General features: G+C 71.5%; 14 protein-coding genes and 2 pseudogenes. 6 read left to right on the top strand and 10 right to left on the bottom strand.

The window, feature by feature from the left end; translation table 11 throughout:
* Positions 1-26: 26 nt before the first annotated feature.
* Positions 27-986, bottom strand: coding sequence for a GlxA family transcriptional regulator (locus IE142_RS32525; protein WP_191889059.1), 960 nt, complete (start codon positions 984-986; stop codon positions 27-29).
* Positions 987-1,077: 91 nt separating this feature from the next.
* On the opposite strand from IE142_RS32525, the pseudogene IE142_RS37135 reads away from it, so the two are divergent.
* From IE142_RS37135 to IE142_RS32520, 3 genes and pseudogenes are all read left to right on the top strand, one after another.
* Positions 1,078-1,380: pseudogene (locus tag IE142_RS37135) on the top strand (helix-turn-helix domain-containing protein); the annotation flags it as partial.
* 126 nt (positions 1,381-1,506) lie between these two features.
* On the top strand, positions 1,507-1,638 hold the full coding sequence (locus tag IE142_RS37455; protein WP_257003040.1) for an LPFR motif small protein: 132 nt from the start codon (positions 1,507-1,509) through the stop codon (positions 1,636-1,638).
* Between the two features lie 116 nt (positions 1,639-1,754).
* On the top strand, positions 1,755-4,115 hold the full coding sequence (locus IE142_RS32520) for a Tex family protein (protein WP_191889058.1): 2,361 nt from the start codon (positions 1,755-1,757) through the stop codon (positions 4,113-4,115).
* Positions 4,116-4,307: 192 nt separating this feature from the next.
* On the opposite strand, the gene IE142_RS32515 is transcribed toward IE142_RS32520, so the two are convergent.
* Together IE142_RS32515 and IE142_RS32510 are read right to left on the bottom strand one after the other, a co-directional pair.
* Complete coding sequence (locus IE142_RS32515) at positions 4,308-5,951, bottom strand: ABC-F family ATP-binding cassette domain-containing protein (protein ID WP_191889057.1); 1,644 nt, start codon at positions 5,949-5,951, stop codon at positions 4,308-4,310.
* Positions 5,952-5,986: 35 nt separating this feature from the next.
* Entirely contained in the window at positions 5,987-7,024 is a 1,038-nt protein-coding gene (locus IE142_RS32510) for an oxidoreductase (protein WP_191889055.1), read from the bottom strand.
* Between the two features lie 66 nt (positions 7,025-7,090).
* Between IE142_RS32510 and IE142_RS32505 the strand changes: the two genes are divergently transcribed.
* Complete coding sequence (locus IE142_RS32505; protein ID WP_191889054.1) at positions 7,091-8,044, top strand: FAD-dependent oxidoreductase; 954 nt, start codon at positions 7,091-7,093, stop codon at positions 8,042-8,044.
* 115 nt (positions 8,045-8,159) lie between these two features.
* Here the strand turns inward: IE142_RS32505 and IE142_RS32500 are convergent, their stop codons facing one another.
* The 3 genes from IE142_RS32500 to IE142_RS32490 form a co-directional block, all read right to left on the bottom strand.
* Positions 8,160-9,890 carry a BCCT family transporter gene (locus tag IE142_RS32500; protein WP_191889053.1) on the bottom strand — a complete coding sequence of 577 codons (1,731 nt, stop codon included), beginning with the start codon at positions 9,888-9,890 and terminating at the stop codon, positions 8,160-8,162.
* Between the two features lie 80 nt (positions 9,891-9,970).
* Entirely contained in the window at positions 9,971-11,263 is a 1,293-nt protein-coding gene (locus IE142_RS32495; protein ID WP_191889052.1) for a M14 family metallopeptidase, read from the bottom strand.
* Positions 11,260-13,221 (bottom strand): Xaa-Pro dipeptidyl-peptidase, encoded by a 1,962-nt coding sequence (locus tag IE142_RS32490; protein ID WP_191889050.1) that lies wholly within the window; start codon positions 13,219-13,221, stop codon positions 11,260-11,262. The genes IE142_RS32495 and IE142_RS32490 overlap by 4 nt, the downstream gene beginning before the upstream one ends.
* A 269-nt stretch (positions 13,222-13,490) precedes the next feature.
* Between IE142_RS32490 and IE142_RS32485 the strand changes: the two are divergent.
* Positions 13,491-13,650, top strand: a pseudogene (locus tag IE142_RS32485) (M1 family peptidase); the annotation flags it as partial.
* Positions 13,651-13,666: 16 nt separating this feature from the next.
* Here IE142_RS32485 and IE142_RS32480 read toward each other — a convergent pair.
* Entirely contained in the window at positions 13,667-14,152 is a 486-nt protein-coding gene (locus tag IE142_RS32480; protein WP_191889049.1) for a macro domain-containing protein, read from the bottom strand.
* A 72-nt stretch (positions 14,153-14,224) separates the two neighbouring features.
* Entirely contained in the window at positions 14,225-15,688 is a 1,464-nt protein-coding gene (locus tag IE142_RS32475; protein WP_191889047.1) for an amino acid permease, read from the bottom strand.
* 230 nt (positions 15,689-15,918) lie between these two features.
* On the opposite strand from IE142_RS32475, the gene IE142_RS32470 reads away from it, so the two are divergent.
* Entirely contained in the window at positions 15,919-16,710 is a 792-nt protein-coding gene (locus IE142_RS32470) for a MerR family transcriptional regulator (protein ID WP_229831100.1), read from the top strand.
* Between the two features lie 9 nt (positions 16,711-16,719).
* Here IE142_RS32470 and IE142_RS32465 read toward each other — a convergent pair whose 3' ends face one another.
* A complete protein-coding gene (locus tag IE142_RS32465) occupies positions 16,720-18,897 on the bottom strand; it encodes a 3-hydroxyacyl-CoA dehydrogenase NAD-binding domain-containing protein (protein WP_191889046.1) in 2,178 nt (725 codons plus the stop codon).
* Positions 18,898-18,950: 53 nt separating this feature from the next.
* Complete coding sequence (locus IE142_RS32460) at positions 18,951-20,165, bottom strand: acetyl-CoA C-acetyltransferase (protein ID WP_191889045.1); 1,215 nt, start codon at positions 20,163-20,165, stop codon at positions 18,951-18,953.

Genomic DNA, 20,165 nt, shown 5'->3' with positions numbered 1-20,165 from the left:
GGGTCGGTGTCGTGGTGGTAGGGGACTCACTGGACGGGCGCCGGACGGAAGCGGCGGCGGTACTCGGCCGGTGAGGTTCCGAGGGTCCTGACGAAGGCGCGCCGCATGGCCTCCGGCGTGCCGTAACCGCTGACGCGGGAGATCTCCTCGATGCCGTCCCCGGTGTCCTCCAGCAGCCGGCGGGCGTGTTCCAGCCGGACCCGGTCGACGTAGCGGCCCGGTGTCGTGCCGGTCTCCGCCTGGAAGGACCGGGCGAAGTGGCGGGGCGAGAAGCCGGCCCGGGCGGCGAGCGACTCGACGCTCAGGTCGGCCCCGGGATGCTCGGTGATCCACTGCTGGACCTCGCGCAGGGGTTCGCGCCGTGCGGTCTGTGCGGCCAGCTGTGCGCTGAACTGGGCCTGGTTGCCGGGCCGGCGCAGGAACACCACGAGGTGGCGGGCGACGGTCAGGGCCGCGTCCCGGCCCAGGTCCTCCTCGATCAGGGCGAGGGCCAGGTCGATGCCGGAAGTGACACCGGCGGACGTGGCGACGTGGCCGTCCCGGATGAAGATCGGGTCGGGATCGACGTCGATCGCGGGGTGATCGCGGGCGAGCCGGCCGGAGTACGCCCAGTGGGTGGTGGCGCGACGGCCGTCCAGCAGGCCCGCCGCGGCGAGCAGGATCGCCCCGGTGCACACGGAGACCAGGCGCCGGGCGCGGGAGCCGTGCCCGCGCAGCCATTCGACCAGGCGCGGATCGGGGTGCCTGGTGCCCTGGCCCCCCGGGACGATCAGGGTGTCCGGAACGGTGGCGCGGGCGAGGGCCTGGTCCGGTACGACGGTCAGACCGCTGGACGTGCGCACGGGCGCGCCGTCCAGCGAGGCCGTACGGATGCGGTACGTCCCCGGCGTTTGCTTCTCCGCGCCGGCGAAGACCTCCACGGGGCCGGTGACATCGAGGCTCTGAACGTCGTCGAAGAGGACGACCAGGACGGTTCGCTGCGCCATGGCGTCAATTCTTCGCCCGGCACCGGACGGCCGCAATGACGAGCACCCCACCTTTCCTGCCACGCCGCAGACGGACGCGGAACAGCCCTGGCACACCGCGACCGGCAAGGGCATGGCACCGAAGCGGCTTCAGTACCCGCGGCCGGGGCCGGGAGGAATGGGACGCGGCGACCGACCGGCTGGGCGGGCGCGGACCCGTCGACGACGCCGGAGAGCTGACCGAGCGCGGGGTGGCCATGCGCGACGGGATCGAGCGGGAGACGGACCGGCTCGACGCGGCCCCTACGCGCACCTGGGACCGGACGGCGTGGCGCGTCCCACGGAGCTCGCGACGGCCTTCGCCCGTACGGCACTCGGCGCGGGTGCCTTCCCCGCGGATCCGCTCGGCAGGCGCTGGTCGCGGGTCACCGGTCTCACATCATGTGTCGCGGATCTTGGGCCGCGTACGGGCATGCCGCGCCGATGAGGAGGTACTCATACTCTCCCGGCCGGAGGGGCCGGGAGACGAGAGGGGCTTTTCGTGTTCCGTGCCATCGCAGACGTACTGCGCCAGATCGGTGGCGCCATCGCCACCGTGGTGACGCTTCCCTTCCGGGCCCTGGCCCGGCTCTTCGGCGGCGCCTCGTCCGCCACCCGCGGTCGCAGGGTGTGACACCGGCCGCGGTGCGACCCGGCCGCGACGGGCCCGGGTGCCGCCCTTGATCCCCGATTGTCGGTGCCACCTGCCACAATTGCCGCGCAACCTCAGTGAGAAGGCGGTACGGGATCGTGACGACACCCGGGTCCAGCGCGTCCAGCGACGTGAGGTCCATCGAAGGCAGGATCGCCGAGGAACTCGGCGTACGGGAGCGGCAGGTGAAGGCCGCGGTGGAGCTGCTCGACGGCGGCTCGACGGTGCCCTTCATCGCCCGCTACCGCAAGGAAGCGACCGAGATGCTCGACGACGCGCAGCTGCGCACGCTCGAGGAACGGCTGCGCTATCTGCGGGAGCTGGAGGAGCGGCGCACGGCGATCCTCGACTCGGTGCGCGAGCAGGGCAAGCTCACCGAGGAGCTGGAGGTGCGCATCCGGACGGCCGAGACCAAGGCCCGCCTGGAGGACATCTACCTGCCGTTCAAGCCGAAGCGGCGGACGAAGGCGCAGATCGCTCGCGAGGCGGGTCTCGAACCGCTGGCCGAGGGCCTGCTGGCCGACCCGACGGTGGACCCCTTGGCCGCAGCCGCCGCGTTCGTGGACGCGGACAAGGGCGTGGCCGATCCGCAGGCGGCCCTCGACGGTGCCCGCTCGATCCTCACCGAGAAGTTCTCGGAGGACGCCGACCTGATCGGCGAGCTGCGCGAGCGGATGTGGGGGCGCGGACGGCTCGCCGCCAAGGTGAAGGAGGGCAAGGAGGAGGCCGGCGCCAAGTTCGCCGACTACTTCGACTTCGCCGAGCCGTTCACCGAGCTGCCCTCGCACCGCGTCCTCGCCATGCTGCGGGGCGAGAAGGAGGACGTGCTCGACCTCGTCCTGGAGCCCGAGGAGGCCACCGACGGCCCCTCCTCCTACGAGGGGATCGTCGCGAGCCGCTTCGGGATCGCCGACCGCGGCCGGCCCGGCGACAAGTGGCTGAAGGACACGGTCCGCTGGGCCTGGCGCACCCGCATCCTGGTGCACCTCGGCATCGACCTCCGGCTGCGCCTGCGCACGGCCGCCGAGGACGAGGCGGTGAACGTCTTCGCCGCGAACCTGCGCGACCTGCTGCTGGCCGCCCCGGCGGGCACCCGCGCGACGCTCGGCCTGGACCCGGGCTTCCGTACCGGCGTGAAGGTCGCCGTGATCGACGCGACCGGCAAGGTCGTGGCCACCGACGTGATCCACCCGCACGTCCCAGCGAACCGCTGGGACGAGGCGATCGCCAAGCTGGCGCGGCTCGCGAAGGAGCACGCGGTCGAGCTGATCGCGATCGGCAACGGCACGGCGTCCCGCGAGACCGACAAGCTCGCCGGAGAGCTCATCGCGAAGCACCCGGAGCTGAAGCTGACCAAGGTGATGGTGTCCGAGGCGGGTGCCTCGGTCTACTCGGCCTCCGCCTTCGCCTCGCAGGAGCTGCCGGACATGGACGTCTCGCTGCGCGGCGCGGTGTCGATCGCCCGCCGGCTCCAGGACCCGCTGGCCGAGCTGGTGAAGATCGACCCGAAGTCGATCGGCGTGGGCCAGTACCAGCACGACCTGTCCGAGGTGAAGCTGTCCCGCTCGCTGGACGCGGTGGTCGAGGACTGTGTGAACGGCGTGGGCGTGGACGTCAACACGGCGTCGGCGCCGCTGCTCGCCCGCGTGTCCGGCATCACCTCCGGGCTCGCCGAGAACATCGTCGCGCACCGGGACGCCAACGGGCCGTTCACATCGCGGACCGAGCTGAAGAAGGTGTCGCGTCTCGGTCCCAAGGCGTACGAGCAGTGCGCGGGCTTCCTGCGGATCCGGGGCGGCAGCGACCCGCTGGACGCGTCCAGCGTGCACCCCGAGGCGTATCCCGTGGTGCGCAGAATGGTGAAGACCGCCGGGCAGGAGGTGGCCGGGCTGATCGGCAACACGTCCGTGCTGCGGTCGCTGAAGCCGGCGGACTTCGTGGACGAGACGTTCGGTCTGCCGACGGTCTCGGACATCCTGCGGGAGCTGGAGAAGCCGGGGCGCGACCCGCGGCCGGCCTTCAAGACGGCCACCTTCAAGGAGGGCGTGGAGAAGATCTCCGACCTGTCGTCCGGGATGGTGCTGGAGGGGGTCGTCACGAACGTGGCGGCCTTCGGGGCGTTCGTTGACGTCGGTGTGCACCAGGACGGGCTGGTGCACGTGTCGGCGATGTCCAAGACGTTCGTGAAGGATCCGCGGGATGTGGTGAAGCCCGGGGACATCGTGAAGGTGAAGGTGCTGGACGTCGACATTCCGCGGAAACGGATTTCGTTGACGTTGCGGCTGGATGACGAGGCCGCCGCGCAGGGGGCTCCTCAGCGGGAGCGGGGAGGGAAGCCGCCTCGGCAGCGGCAGCAGCGGTCTGGGGGTGCCGGTGGCGGAAAGGGGCGTGGTCCGGCTGCGCCTGCGCCGTCGAACGGGGCGATGGCTGACGCGTTGCGGCGGGCCGGGTTGGCCTAGGCGCGGGGCGTGGGTGCGGGGGTGGTGCGCGGCCCGGGGTAGCGGGGTGCCTCCCCCGCTCTCGGCCCCTCCCCACGCTCGGCTTCGCTCGCGCCGGAGGGCCCCATGAGCGGGAGGTGCCCCCACCGCCGACCCGTGCCCCAGGCAGTTCAGGCACTGGGGGAGGCACGGCTGCCCGCAGACGCGCGGGTGCTATGTGCGTTCCACGACCTTGCCATCCGTTACCTCCAGGCGGCGGGTCACCCTCACCGCGTCCAGCATGCGGCGGTCGTGGGTGATCAGGAGGAGGGTGCCCTCGTAGGTGTCCAGGGCCGATTCGAGTTGTTCGATGGCCGGGAGGTCGAGGTGGTTGGTCGGCTCGTCGAGGACCAGGAGGTTGACGCCTCGGCCCTGGAGGAGGGCGAGGGCCGCCCTGGTGCGTTCGCCCGGTGAGAGGGTCGAGGCGGGGCGCGTGACGTGGTCCGCCTTCAGGCCGAACTTGGCCAGGAGGGTGCGGAGGTCCGCCGGTTCCGTGTCGGGGACGGCGGCGCGGAAGGCGTCCAGCAGCAGCTCGGGCCCGTAGAACAGCTCGCGGGCCTGGTCGACTTCGCCCAGCAGGACGCCGGAGCCGAGCGCGGCGTGTCCGGCATCGAGCGGCACGCGGCCCAGGAGGGCGCCGAGCAGCGTGGACTTGCCCGCACCGTTGGCTCCCGTCACCGCGACCCGGTCCGCCCAGTCGATCTGGAGGGACACCGGGCCGAGGACGAAGTCGCCCCGCCTGACCTCGGCGTCGCGCAGAGTGGCGACCACGGCGCCGGAGCGGGGCGCCGACGCGATCTCCATGCGCAGTTCCCACTCCTTGCGCGGCTCCTCGACGACCTCGAGGCGCTCGATCATGCGCTGGGTCTGTCGGGCCTTGGCGGCCTGCTTCTCGCTGGCTTCGCTGCGGAACTTGCGGCCGATCTTGTCGTTGTCGTTGCCCGCCTTGCGCCGGGCGTTCTTGACGCCCTTGTCCATCCAGGCGCGCTGGGTCTGCGCCCGGTCCTGGAGAGCGGCCCGCTTGTCGGCGTACTCCTCGTACTCGTCGCGGGCGTGCCGGCGGGCCCACTCCCGTTCCTCCAGGTAGCCCTCATAGCCGCCGCCGTAGAGATTGATCTGCCGCTGGGCGAGGTCCAGTTCGAGGACCTTGGTGACGGTGCGGGTGAGGAACTCGCGGTCGTGGCTGACGACGACGGTGCCGGCGCGCAGGCCGGTGACGAAGCGTTCGAGGCGTTCCAGGCCCTCAAGGTCGAGGTCGTTGGTCGGCTCGTCGAGCAGGAAGACGTCGTAGCGGGACAGGAGGAGGGAGGCGAGGCCGGCGCGGGCGGCCTGGCCGCCGGAGAGCGACGTCATGGGCTGGTCGAGGCCGACCGTCAGACCCAGGGCGTCGGCGGTCTCCTCGGCGCGTTCGTCGAGGTCGGCTCCGCCGAGGGCCAGCCAGCGCTCCAAGCTCGTGGCGTAGGCGTCGTCGGCGCCGGGCGCCGCGTCGACCAGGGATTGGGTGGCCTCGTCCATGGCCCGCTGGGCCTCGGCGACACCGGTGCGGCGGGCCAGGAAGGCCCGGACGGTCTCGCCGGGCCGGCGTTCCGGCTCCTGCGGAAGGTGGCCGACGGTGGCGGTGGGCGGGGACAGGCGCAGCTCGCCCTGTTCCGGCGCGGTCAGCCCGGCGAACATCCGCAGCAGGGTGGACTTGCCCGCGCCGTTGGCTCCGACGAGACCGATCACGTCACCGGGGGCCACGACGAGGTCGAGTCCGGCGAACAGGGAGCGGTCGCCGTGGCCGGCGGCGAGGTTCTTGGCGACGAGGGTGGCAGTCATCAGACCGTCGATCCTAGGGCCTGTCCGCCGGCCTCTCAGCCGGGTTTTCCCTGCGTCACCGCCGTCACCAGCACGCTTCCCGGGGCTCGCGCCACCAGGTACGACTCCCCCTTCACCGTCCCGGCGTCCAGGGCGACGCGGTGGGCGCCCGGGGCGAGGACGCCGTCGAAGACCTCGTGGGTGCGGGTGCGGTGGAGGCGGTCGAGACGGTACGCGGTGAGCCGCACCCGGCAGGGCGAGGTGACCTCGACGTCCGCGGCGGCGCCGGTCGCCGTCAGGCGGGTCAGCCGGCGCCGGCCGGCCGGGCCGTCGTCCAGGGCGTGTTCGATCTGGGCGACGAGGAGCGGGACGATCGGGGCGAGGCCGTCGACGTGGGGCACGTCCACCCCCGCGTCCGCGAAGGCACGGCGCACGGCCGCCCGCTGCTCGTCGCCGACCGCGGAACCGAAGGCGACCGCGCCGTAGGCCCGCAGCTCGTCGGCCGGTACGGCACCGGCGTCCTGGGTGATGTCGGCACCGATACCGATGGTGCGCAGCGCGGCGGCGAGCCTGGCGAGCAGGGCGACGCGGGCGCCGATGAGCAGAACCCGGCGCGGGGTGCGCGCGGTGCGGTCGCCGTCGAGCAGGGCGGCGAGGGCGGCCCGGTACTCGGCGCCGGGGAAGCGGTACGGGCCGATGCCGTGGTAGCCGTTGAACTGCAGGTCGGCCTGTTCGCCCGTCTGCCAGGCGAAGTCCCGCCAGACGAAGTCGCCGCCGTCCCTCAGGATCACGGCGGTCACCGCGCCGCAGGCGAGGTCCGCGCACTCGGGGCAGCCGTAGATGACGTAGCGGCCGCCGGGCAGGGGTGCGTCGGTCTCCAGGAGCAGGCTGCGGACCTGCGCGGTGAAGATCGCGGGGGGTACGTCGGAGGCGAGCGGGGAGACGGCGTCGAGGTCGGACAGGCGGAACAGCAGGGAGCGCCCGTCGACGATGAAGTCCACGAAGTCGCGGTGGACCTGGTAGTCACCGTCGGCGAGGACCCCGCCCGCCCGTATCGCCGTTGCCAGGCCGAAAGTCGCGTACTCGGCTGCCATGCGGTGAGTATTCCCGGCGCGGAGCGAGTCTGCGCACGGCATGCCATGATCCGCTAACGTCCCCGGATGGAAACCGAACTGGGTGACGAGGTCGTCGTGGTCGGCGGCGGGGTGGCCGGGCTGACGACGGCCGTCGTTCTCGCCGAGAGCGGCAGGCGGATACGACTGTGGACGCGGGAGGCCGCCGAGCGGACCACCTCGGCGGTCGCGGGTGGCCTCTGGTGGCCGTACCGCATCGAACCGCCGGCGCCGGCGCGGGCGTGGGCGCTGCAGTCGCTGGACGTCTACGAGGAGTTGGCGGCGCGGCCCGGGGTGAGCGGCGTACGCATGGTCGAAGGGGTACTGGGCGAGACGGGCCTGGACGAGGTGGACGCGTGGGCCGGCGCCCGGCTGCCGGGACTGCGCGCGGCGACCGCCGAGGAGTACGGCGGGACGGGGCTGTGGGCGCGGCTGCCGCTCATCGACATGCCGGTGCATCTGTCGTGGCTGCGGAAGCGGTTAACGGCGGCGGGCGGGGTGCTGGAGACCCGCGCGGTGAACCGACTCGAAGAGGTCGAGGCGCCTGTGGTGGTCAACTGCACGGGGCTGGGCGCCCGGGAGGTGGTGCCCGACTCGTCGGTGCGCCCGGTGCGCGGGCAACTGGTCGTCGTGGAGAACCCCGGCGTCGACACCTGGTTGGTCTCCACCGACCCGCTGTCCGGGGAAGTGGCGTACATCCTGCCGCAGCCGGGTCGGCTCCTGCTCGGCGGCACGGCAGAGGAGGACGCCTGGTCGACCGAGCCGGACCCGGCGGTCGCGGAGGCGATCGTACGGCGGTGTGCGGCGCTGCGGCCGGAGATCGCCGGGGCGCGGGTGCTCGACCACCTCGTGGGGCTGCGGCCTGCGCGCAACTCGGTGCGGCTGGAGCGCGAGCCGCTGCCGGACGGGCGGCTGCTGGTGCACAACTACGGCCACGGCGGCGGGGGCGTCACCGTGGCCTGGGGCTGCGCGCGGGAGGCAGCCCGGCTCGCGACGTCCTGAGGACGGCCGACCGGGCCGGACGCGACGTGCCCCACGGGGAAGGGGCCGGCACCGCGGTGCGTGCCGGCCCCTTTCCGTACCCCCGTCCCCGGTTCACCGGCCGGGTCCGCGTGGGTCAGTGGTGCTTGCCGATAGGGTCTCCCTCCACGTCCGGGCCGGCGCCCGGGCCGATGCGGATCTCGAACTCGCCCTCGTAGCGCTTGTGGCCCTCGATGACGGCCATCTCGACGGCTTCGGAAGCCATCTCGCCGCGCACGATGAGCGGGTCGCGGCGCAGGTCGCGCATGAGGGCGACACACATGCCGATCATCACGATGACGAAGGGCGCCGCCGCGAGGATCGTGAGGTTCTGCAATCCGGTCAGCGCGTCTCCTTCGCCGCTGCCGACCAGGAGCATGATGGCGGCCACCGCGCCCGTGACCACACCCCAGAACACGACGGCCCAGCGGCTGGGTTCCAGCGCGCCCCTCTGCGAGAGGGTGCCCATCACGATGGAGGCCGCGTCGGCGCCCGAGACGAAGAAGATGCCGACGAGGATCATCACCAGCAGGCTGGTGACGGTGGCGATGGGGTACTCCTGGAGCACGGCGAAGAGCCGTCCCTCGGGAGTCGTCTCGTCACCGAGCCGGTTCTGCTCCTGGAGCCGCATCGCCGAGCCGCCGAAGATCGCGAACCAGACCAGGCTGACCGTGCTGGGGACGAGGATGACGCCGCCGATGAACTGGCGGATGGTCCGGCCCCGGCTGATGCGGGCGATGAACATGCCCACGAAGGGTGTCCAGGAGATCCACCACGCCCAGTAGAAGACGGTCCAGCTGCTCAGCCAGTCCGCGACGCCCTCACCGCCGCTGATCTCGGTGCGGCCGGCCATTTCGGGCAGGTCGCCGAGGTAGGTGAAGACCGAGGTCGGCAGCAGGTCGAGGATAAGGATGGTGGGTCCGGCCACGAACACGAACACGACCAGGAGCAGGGCCAGCACCATGTTGGTGTTGGACAGCCACTGGATGCCCTTCTCGACGCCGGAGATCGCGGAGGCCACGAACGCCACGGTGAGCACCGCGATGATGCCGACCAGCAGCCCGGTGCTCACCTTGTCCATCCAGTCGAGCTTCTCGACACCGGAGCCGATCTGGAGGGCGCCGAGTCCGAGGGAGGCCGCGGAGCCGAAGACCGTCGCGATGATGGCCAGGATGTCGATGACCCGGCCGCCGGTGCCGTTGGCGTGCTTCTCGCCGATGAGCGGGGTGAACACGGCGCTGATGGTCTGCCTGCGCCGCCTGCGGAAGGTGCTGTAGGCGATGCCGAGGCCGACCACCGCGTAGATCGCCCACGGATGGAGCGTCCAGTGGAACAGGGTGGTGGCCATGGCCGTCGCCATGCGGTCGCCGGTGTCGGCTGGGCTGCTGCCGGGCGGGGCGGTGTCGAAGTGCGCCAGCGGCTCGCTCACGCCCCAGAACATCAGACCGATGCCCATGCCCGCGCTGAACATCATGGCGACCCAGGACACCGTGCGGAACTCGGGTTCCTCACCTTCGGCGCCGAGGTGAATGCGGCCGTAGCGGCTGGCCGCGAGCCAGAGGGCGAAGACGACGAACCCGGAGGCCGCCAGCACGAAGGCCCAGCCGCCGTTGTGCATCAGGCCGCCGAGCATCGTGCCGGAGGCGTCTTCCAGCGAGTCGGTGCCGATGGCGCCCCAGAGGACGAAGGCGAGGGTCAGGACGGCGGTGACGCCGAAGACGACGCGGTCGGTCCGCGGCTTGTGCTCCTGGCCCGGCAGGCCCGCTTCCGAGCCCGGCAGCGCGCCTCTTTCGTGGTGTTCCTTGTCGCTTGGTCGGTCCTGCGTCACAGGCGGCACCTTTCAAGTCGGTGAGGCTGAAAATACTCCTCCGCTACGCCCTTACCACGTGCGACGCAGAACTCACCCCTTCAGCAGCGGGTGTCTGGTTCACCCACCGTCAAGTGGTACGTCGCCCGCTCGTCGAGGAGCAAGGGCACGAGGGCGCGCAGCGGCTGGCGCAGCGGTACGTAGGCGCCCTCCTCCCCGGCCGAGCGTGCGTGTACACCGTGCAGGGACAGTTCGTCCCGAATGTCCGCGTACTGGGCAGCGGTCAGCCGGTAGCCGCAGGGCGGGTCCTGGATCACCTCGTCGGGTCCGGCCGGGTCGTTGTCCGCGCCGCCGACGTACACGGGACCGGTGTCGGCCAGGCCGGACCACCGGGCGGCCGCGGTGGCCGACTCGACGCGACCGCGCCGCTGGTCCGCGTAACGGAACATGCCGTCGAGGGCGGCGAGCTGGGAGTTCACCCGGCGCCGGTTGTTCAGCGCCTCGTCCGCGCGCTCGGCGTCGGTGAGCGCGTCGACACGGCTCTCGATGAGCAGGCCGACCGCGTGTTTCACGCCGGACATGTTCCGCAGGATGCGTTCCTGGCCGTCGCCGGCGGTCTGTTTGATCGGGTCGCCGGTGACGGGGTCGGTCCAGATGCCGTAGGTGCCGGTCGAGTATCCGGCCTTGCCTGCGGTGGAACGGACGAAGTTCCCGGAAAGCGTCTGCGCCTCGTCGTGGACCCCGGAGTGCGTGTTGAGGTTGCGGGGCCAGAGGTCGAAGAGGTCCTTGTCGTAGTACGGGGGCGTGGCGCCGTACTCGTGCAGGTCGTAGAGGACGTCGGGGCGCCGGTCGCGGACGACGGCGGCCAGGGCGCGTGCCTCGGCGGTCTTCAGGGAGAGGTGGTCGCGGTTGACGTCCACGCCGTCGCCGTTGCCGCGGGTGTCGGCGGCCCGGCCGTCGGGGTTGGCGGTGGGCAGGACCAGCACGGTGGTGCGGTCCAGGAAGTGCCGGGTCCGCCGGTCCTTGGCCCAGGCCAGGTCACGGACGGTGGACAGGCAGGCCTCGCGGCCGGAGGGCTCGTCACCGTGCTGGCTGCACACGAGGAGCACCTTGTTCGGGGCCGTGGGCCTGCCGATGGTCACGAGCTGGAGGGGGCGGTTCTGTTTCGTGGTGCCGATGCGGTCGACGGTGACGCGGTCGCTCGCCCGGTCGGCGGCGGCCAGCAGTGCCTGCTCCTCGGGCTGGCTCGTCCAGCGGGCGCCGTGCGTCTGCTCGAAACCGGTGCGGGGCGGTTCGTGGGCGGTGCCGGCGTGGGCCGGGGTGGTGAGGAGGGACGCGGCGAGGGCCGCGGTGGCAGCCGCGGTGGTCACGGTGAGGGCGCGCAGGCGGTTCATCGGGCTCCCTTCGGGACGCGGTGCGTGGTGTGCGGCGCGGTCACGCCGTCGAGGGGCGTGGGTGCGGGGGCGGCGGTGCCCGTACCGGCGGTGGCCTCGGCGAACGCGGCGGTGCCGCCGACGAACGGTACGCGTGCCGACGTGCGGGAGAGGTCCAGCGTGAGCGTCGGCGTGTCGGCGGGCGGGTCGATGAGGTCCTTGTCGGTGCCGGCGACGATCAGCGCGAGGCGGTGGCCGGCGGGGACGACGTGATCGGTGGCCGCCAGGTCCAGGGTGATGGTGTACGCCTTGCCCGGCGTGAGCGGGCGGCCCCGCCACTTGGAGGCGTGGTTGCCGAGGTCGGCCCAGCCGCGGCTGACGACCGTGTAGTCCACGTCGGTGGTCTTCGTGGCCGTTTCCAGGTAGCAGGAGGAGTCGCCCGGGGTGCTCGGGCCCCAGCAGGTGCGGTCGGTGCGGGTGGTGACGCCCTCGCCGCGGTCGGCGTAGTCGCGGATCGTGTCGGGGCCGATGTCGACGAGTACGGCGGAGAGATGGGCCGTCGGGGTGCTGGAGCGCGCGGTGACCGTGGCCTCGGAGGCGCCGGACAGGCGCAGGTCGCGGGTGAGGGGGCCGGTGACGAAGCCGGCCTTGCCCGGCGTCGGCTCGTCGATGTGCGCCGCCCAGTCGGTCTCGCTCAACGCCGGGTCGTCGGTGAAGGTCTCGGTGCCGTGGTCTCGGCGCAGGCCGAGGGTGCCGACGCCGTCTGGGGTGCCTTCGGCGGGGCGCAGGGTCGTGGCGGACGTGGCGCGCGGGGGCCAGGTCCGGGAGGTCTCCCACTGGTCCGGGTGGCGTTCGATGTCGGCCATCGGTTCGCGGTCGATGCCGTTGTCGTAGCCGAGCAGTTCGTGGTCGAACCAGCGGTGGAGGGTGTCGACCCACTCGGCGCGGCGGAAGTCGAAGGGATCGACGTGGCCGGTCTGGGAGAGCCAGATCTTGCGGTCGACACCGTTCTTCGCGAGGGCGTCCCACCACGGACCGACGTGCTGCATGCGGACGTTGAGGTCCTGCATGCCGTGGACGAGGAAGACGCTCGCCCTCACCTTGCTCGCGGCCTTCACGTAGTCGCGCTCGGACCACAGCTTCGTCCAGTCGCCGGTGCGCGGGGCGCCGTCGACGAGCTTCTGCTGGACGGCATCGCACTCGGCGCGGGCGTCGGGGCTGTTGACGTAGTCGGACAGCCAGTCGGGGCCGGAGCCGTAGAGCGGGGCACCCTGGCTGAAGTAGTAGTCGTACCAGGAGGAGATCGCGGCGATCGGGACGATGGTCTCCAGGCCCTCGACGCCGGTGGCGGCCACGCCGTTGGCGATGGTGCCGTCCCAGCTCTTGCCGATCATGCCCGTCTTGCCGTTGGTCCAGTCGGCATCGGCGCGCTCGTCGCCGGTGCGGGTGGTGTATGCCTTGGCACGGCCGTTGAGCCAGTCGACGACGGCCTTGGCGGACTGGACGTCGGAGCGGCCGCCGACGTCGACGCAGCCGTCGGAGCGGTTGGTGCCGGCCAGGTCGACTCCGACGAAGGCGTAGCCGCGCGGCACGAAGTAGTTGTCGTAGTACAGCGGCATCCCGACGACGTTCCCGTCGGCGTCGTACGTCTTCTTCTGGCTCTCGTTGCCGCGCCCGCAGCAGGAGTAGTAGGGGCTGGCGTCCATGATGACGGGGATCTTCCGGCCCTGGACGGCGGGTTCGCGGGGGCGGACGACGTCGACGGCGACGCGGTCGTCCTCGCCGTCGCCGTCCCCGTCGTAGCCGGTGTCCACCCAGACGGCCTCGCGAATGGCGTCCTCGTAGGAGTGGACCGGTTCGCTCTGTCGCGGGGCTGCGGGGTGCGCCGCAGCGACGGGGGTGAGGAGGGTTGCCATGAGTGCGGCCGTGGCCGCCGTCGCGAGCGGTCTCCAGATCGTGAAGCGCGTGCGTATCGGCATGCGCGGGACGGTACATCGGTCAACTGCCGTACAGAAGAGGGCACCCCGGGTCTCATGACGGCCGAATGGCGATCGTGTGACAGGGGTGGCCGTGGACACCACAGCACACACAGGGACTGAATAGGCTGCGAACAGACTGCGTGCCCCTACGACTTGGAACCTTCGTGCACCGCAGAATCATCGTGCCGGGCGCACTCGGTGCCGCCCTGTTCATGCTGGCGCTCCCGGCGTCGGCGGCGGCCCACTCCCCCGGCGCCCCGGGCATCGGCGGCGAGCCGCTGGCCGCGCTGTTCGACACCTGGCTGTTCCAGCCGTCGAAGCCGGACGCGCCGACGGCGCGCGGCCTCGCTCGCGAAGGCGGCGGACGCGCCCGCGCAGCCCCGGTCGTGGCGGAAGGTCTCCGCGACGAACGGCGTGCACGCGCACTGACCGGCGGCACACGGACTCAGGCGCCGTCCCCGTGGTCGTAAACGGTCACGGGGACACCGCGCCGCGCGAGGCGGTCGGTGATCAGTGGCTCGACTCTGGACCACTTGCCGCCGGCCAGACCGCAGCCTATGCGGGGCATGTGCACCGACGCGTCCAGCTCGGCCGCCTTGTCGGCGAGGCGGCCGAGCGCGGTGGCGATCGCCTCGTAGCGCACGGGCACACCCTTGCTGCCGGTCCTCGTGCCGCGCTGGCCGATCATGTTGGCCACCCAGACGTACGGCTCGACCTGGACGAACTGGACCGCGCCGAGCCCGAAGTCGTTGGACGCGCGGTCACGGTGCCAGGCACGGTAGGCCGCCTCCGGCTGGGGCCAGCGGCGCGACAGGGCCAGGACGAAGCCCTTGCCCCAGCCGCCGAGGTCGTTGCAGACGTGGGCGATCACCTTGACGCCCTTGACCGACGGGACGGTGGCGTCACCCCGGACATACCTGATCTCCGACATGACACCACCGTAGAGGTCGCCACTGACAGCGGCCCTGGGCCGTCGACCGCGCCCCCGGCCGGCGCTCCCCGGCTACTTGGTGAGGCGGCTCAGCTCCTGCTCGGCGTTCTGCGCCACCCGGCGGCGGACGCCCAACCAGCCGGCGACCAGCATGACCGCGAGCACAGGGATGAGCAGGAGGGTCTTGCGGCCCACCTCGGGGTCGTTCCACATCATGCCGAGACAGGCCAACAGGAAGGCGATCGTGGCGATCTCCGTGACCGGACTGCCGGGCAGGCGGAAGTGGGGACGGGCCACCAGGCCCGCCCGGGACCGGCGCACGAAGATCAGGTGGCAGATCATGATGATCACCCAGGTGCTGATGATGCCCAGGGAGGCGACGTTCAGCACGATCTCGAAGGCCTGGCTCGGCACCAGGTAGTTCAGGCCGACACCGAGGACGCAGATGCCGCAGGTCAGCAGGATGCCGCCGTAGGGGACCTGGCTGCGGCTCATCACGCTGGTGAACTTGGGCGCGGAGCCCGCCATCGCCATGGAACGCAGGATGCGGCCGGTGGAGTACAGGCCGGAGTTCAGGGACGACATGGCGGCGGTGAGGACCACGAGATTCATCACGTCACCGGCCGCCGGGACACCGATCTTGGACAGGACGGTGACGAAGGGGCTCTCGTCGCCGGAGTAGAGCGAGCTGGGCAGCAGCAGGGCCAGCAGGACGACCGAACCGACGTAGAACAGGGCGACCCGCCACATGATCGAGTTCACCGCGCGCGGGACGACCTTCTCCGGCTCGGCGGTCTCGCCGGCGGCGACGCCGACCAGCTCCAGGGCCGCGTAGGCGAAGATCACGCCCTGCATCACGAGGACGACCGGCATCACACCGTGCGGGACGACGCCGCCGTTGTCGGTGATGACGCCGATTCCGGGGGTCTGGCCCCCCACCTCGTGCTGGGTCGCCAGCAGGAAGATGCCGATCAGCATGAAGCCGATCAGGGTGGCGACCTTGATGATCGCGAACCAGAACTCCATCTCGCCGAAGATCTTCACGGAGATGAGGTTCACGGCCAGGACCACCGCGAGGGCGATCAGCGCCAGCACCCATTGGGGGATGCTCGTGAACATGCTCCAGTAGTGCGTGTACAGCGCGATGGCGGTGATGTCCGCGATGCCGGTGGTCGACCAGTTCAGGAAGTACATCCAGCCGGCGACGTAGGCGCCCTTCTCGCCGAGGAACTCGCGCGCGTACGAGACGAAAGACCCGGAGGAGGGCCGGTATAGCACGAGTTCGCCCAGCGCCCGGACCACGAAGAAGGCGAAGACGCCGCAGACCAGGTAGGCGATCGCGAGCGCCGGGCCGGCGTCGCGCAGGCGCCCGCCGGCGCCGAGGAAGAGGCCGGTGCCGATCGCGCCGCCGATGGCGATCATGTTGACGTGGCGGGCCTTGAGGCCCTTGCTGTAGCCGGCGTCGCCCGCGTCCGCGGGTCGTTCGGCCGCCTGCGGGTCGGCGGCCTGTGCCGTGGCGACGGCGTCCTTGCTCACGGGTGGTTCAACTCTCTGGTGCCCCGGGCGGGATACGCCCAGGTCGTCCGTACAGTGACACGGCCCGCACCACCCTTCGCGGCACAGACCAGGGCAGCACCTTCCCACGACGCTGCGTTGCCATGCGGTGGCCCAAGTCACACAGCGTGACTTCTCACATGATCCGCCACCGGTCTGCACTCGATGCACAGAGGTGTCACAGCATTGGTGAGACAGCGATACTGCTGCACATGACGACGAGCGACACCGGGGTCGGCACCGAGGACCCGACCCTCACCATCGACGAACTGGCCGCGCGGGCCGGTGTCACGGTGCGCACGGTCCGCTTCTACGGCACCAAGGGGCTGCTGCCGCCGCCGGTGATCGGCCCGCGCCGAGTGGGGCGCTACGGCGGGGAGCACCTGGCCAGGCTGGCGCTGATCGAGGAGCTGCAGCACCAGGGCATGACGCTGGCCGCGATCGAAAGGTACCTGAACCAGCTGCCCCCGGACCTGAGCGCGCACGACCTCGCGCTGCACCGCGCGGTGGTGGCCTCCTGGGCGCCGGAGACGGTGGAGCGCGTCACGCGCGAGGAGTTGGGCAGACGGGCTGGCCGGCCGCTGACCGACGAGGAGGTGGGGCGGCTCGCGGCGATGGACATCGTCGCGCGCGACGGTGACCGCTACCGCGTCGACGCCGGGCTGCTGCGGCTCGGCGTCGAACTGCTCGACGTGCCCTTCTCCCCCGCGACGGTCCTCGCCGCCCGCACCGCGCTCCTCGAGCACTCCCGTGCCGCCGCGCGCGACCTGTCGCGGCTGCTGCGCGACGCGGTCGCCGAACGCGACGCGCGGGACGTGCGGTCCCTGTCCGCCCACATGCACCCGCTCGTGGTGCAGGCGCTGCTGACCACGTTCCAGCGGTCGCTGCGCCAGGAGCTGCGGGCGTGGCTCGACAAGGACACCGGCAACGGCACGGGCGAGGACGTCGACACGGGCCCGGGCGAGGACGCCGGTAAGGGCCCGGGCGAGGACGCCCTTGGGTGATCCGGCGGCTCAGCGGCCGTCCGTGAAGACCTCCCCCTTCTCCGCCTTCTCCACCAGCAGTGCGGGCGGCGTGAAGCGCTCGCCGTAGCGGTCGGCCAGCTCACGCGCGCGGGCCACGAAACCGGGCAGGCCGCCTTCGTAGCCGTTGATGTACTGCAGGACGCCGCCGGTCCAGCCGGGGAAGCCGATGCCGAAGATCGAGCCGATGTTGGCGTCGGCGACGGAGGTCAGTACCCCCTCCTCCAGGAGTTTCACGGTGTCGAGCGCCTCCGAGAAGAGCATGCGCTCCTGCATGTCCTCGAAGGGGATCGTGTGGCCGGGCTCGGTGAAGTGCTCGCGCAGGCCCGGCCAGAGTCCCGCCCGCTTGCCGTCGACGTAGTCGTAGAAGCCCGCACCGCCCGAGCGGCCGGGGCGCTCGAACTCGTCGACCATGCGGTCGATGACGGACTCGGCGGGGTGCGCGCTCCAGGTGCCGCCGGCCTCCTCCACGGCCCGCTTCGTCTCCTGGCGGATCTTGCGGGGCAGGGTGAGGGTGAGTTCGTCCATCAGGGACAGGACCTTGGCCGGGTAGCCGGCCTGGGCCGCCGCCTGCTCCACGGAGGCCGGCTCGATGCCCTCGCCCACCATCGCGACCCCCTCGTTGATGAAGTGGCCGATGACCCGGGAGGTGAAGAAGCCGCGCGAGTCGTTGACCACGATCGGCGTCTTGCCGATCTGCCGGACCAGATCGAAAGCGCGCGCCAGCGCCTCCTCACCGGTCCGCTCCCCCTTGATGATCTCGACCAGCGGCATCTTGTCGACCGGCGAGAAGAAGTGCAGCCCGATGAAGTCGGCCTGCCGCTCGACACCCTCGGCCAGCGCGGTGATGGGCAGGGTGGAGGTGTTGGAGCACAGCAGCGCGTCGGGAGCGACGACGTCCTGGACCTCCTGGAACACCTTGTGCTTGAGGGCGGTGTCCTCGAAGACGGCCTCGATGACCGCGTCGCAGCCCGCGAGATCCGCGGCCTCGGCCGTCGGCGTGATCCGGGCGAGCAGCGCGTCCGCCTTCTCCCGCGTCGTACGGCCCTTGGCGACGGCCTTGGCGCACAGCTTCTCGGAGTAGCCCTTGCCCTTGACGGCCGCTTCCAGGGACACGTCCTTGAGGACGACGTCGATGCCCGCGCGGGCACACGAGTAGGCGATGCCCGCGCCCATCATCCCGGCCCCCAGGACGGCGACCCTGGCGACCTCGCGGGACTCGACACCCTGGGGCCGGTTGGCCCCGGAATTGACTGCCTGAAGGTCGAAGAAGAACGCCTGGATCATGTTCTTCGAGGTCTGTCCGGCGGCCAGCTCGACGAAGTAGCGGGCCTCGATGACCTGGGCGGTCTCGAAGTCGACCTGGGAGCCCTCGACGGCGGCGGCCATGATGTTGCGCGGTGCCGGATAGGGGGCGCCGTTCGTCTGCTTGCGCAGGTTGGCCGGGAAGGCGGGCAGGTTGGCGGCGAACTTGGGGTGGGCCGGGGTGCCGCCGGGGATGCGGTAGCCGGGCCTGTCCCATGGCTGGGTGGCCTCCGGGTTGGCATCGATGAAGGCGCGGGCCTTGGCGAGCATGTCCTCGCGGCTGTCGGCTACCTCGTCGACCAGGCCGTTCTCCCGGGCCTGGCGAGGGTTGTACTGGGTGCCCTGGAGGAGGACCTTCAACAGGGCGTCGGTGATGCCGAGCATCCGGACGGTGCGGACGACGCCGCCGCCCCCGGGGAGCAGGCCGAGGGTGACCTCGGGGCAGCCGATCTTGGAGCCGGGCGCGTCGAGGGCGACGCGGTGGTGGCAGGCGAGGGCGATCTCGTAGCCGCCTCCGAGGGCCGCGCCGTTCATGGCTGCGACGACGGGCTTGCCGAGGGTCTCGATACGGCGCAGGTTCCGCTTGATCGCCATGCCGCCGTCGAAGAGGTCCTGGGCGGTCTCCGGCGTGACGCGGATCAGGTCGCGCAGGTCGCCGCCGGCGAAGAAGGTCTTCTTGGCGGAGGTAACGACGACGCCGCGGATCGAGTCCTTCTCGGCCTCCAGTCGGTCCGTGATCACCGCGAGGGACTCGCGGAACGCCTGGTTCATGGTGTTGGCGGACTGGTCGGGGTCGTCGAGGACGAGGGTGACGATCCCGGTGTCGTCCTGCTCCCAGCGGATGGTGGTGCTCTCAGTCGTCATGACAGGGGTCTCCAGTGAGGTCTTCGGTGGCCGCGGTGGCGCTTCCGCAGGGATCAGATGCGCTCGACGATCGTGGCGATGCCCATGCCGCCGCCCACGCACAGGGTGGCCAGGCCGTAGCGCTTGTCCTGGCGCTCCAGTTCGTCGACGAGGGTGCCCAGGATCATCGCTCCGGTGGCCCCGAGGGGGTGGCCGAGCGCGATGGCGCCGCCGTTGACGTTGACCTTGTCCAGGGGCAGGCCCATGTCCTTCACGAACCGCAGGACGACCGCCGCGAACGCCTCGTTGATCTCGACCAGGTCGATGTCGTCGATGGTCAGCCCGGCCTTGGCGAGCGCCTTGCGGGTGGCCGGGGCGGGACCGGTCAGCATGATCGTGGGCTCGGACCCGGACACGGCGGCGGAGACGATCCGGGCCCGGGGCGTGAGGCCGTAGCGCTCACCGACCTCCTTCGAGCCGATGGCGACCAGGGAGGCGCCGTCGACGATGCCGGAGGAGTTGCCCGCGTGGTGCACGTGGTCGATCTTCTCGACCCAGTGGTACTTCTGCAGAGCCACCGCGTCGAAACCGCCCAGTTCGCCGATGTCGGCGAAGGACGGCTTGAGCTTCGCCAGGGAGTCGGCGGTGGTGCCCGGGCGCAGGTGCTCGTCGTGGTCGAGGACGGTGAGGCCGGCCCGGTCCTTCACCGGTACGACGGACCGCTCGAAGCGGTTCTCCTTCCAGGCGGTTGCCGCACGCTCCTGGGAGAGGGCCGCGTACTCGTCGACCTCGCGGCGCGAGAAGCCCTCGATGGTGGCGATCAGGTCGGCGCCGATGCCCTGGGGCACGAAGTTGGTGGCGAGGTTGGTCATCGGGTCGTTGAACCAGGCACCGCCGTCCGAGGCCATGGGCACCCGGGACATCGACTCGACCCCGCCCGCGAGGACCAGGTCCTCCCAGCCGGAACGGACTTTCGCGGCCGCCAGATTGACCGCCTCCAGACCCGAGGCACAGAAGCGGTTCTCCTGGACGCCCGCCACGGTGTCAGGCAGACCCGCCGCGATCGCGGCGATCCGCGCGATGTCGGAGCCCTGATCACCGACCGGGCCGACGACACCGAGCACGATGTCGTCCACGGCGGCCGGGTCCAGGTCCGGGAAACGGGCGCGGATCTCGTGGATGAGGCCGACGACCAGGTCGACGGGCTTCGTGCCGTGCAGGGCGCCGTTCGCCTTGCCGCGTCCGCGCGGGGTGCGGATCGCGTCGTACACGTACGCTTCGGTGCTCAC

The organism is Streptomyces mutabilis (assembly GCF_014649815.1).
GTDB lineage: Bacteria > Actinomycetota > Actinomycetes > Streptomycetales > Streptomycetaceae > Streptomyces > Streptomyces mutabilis.
Note: the sequence above shows the minus strand (reverse complement) of the source record. Positions and strands in the feature narration are given on the sequence as shown.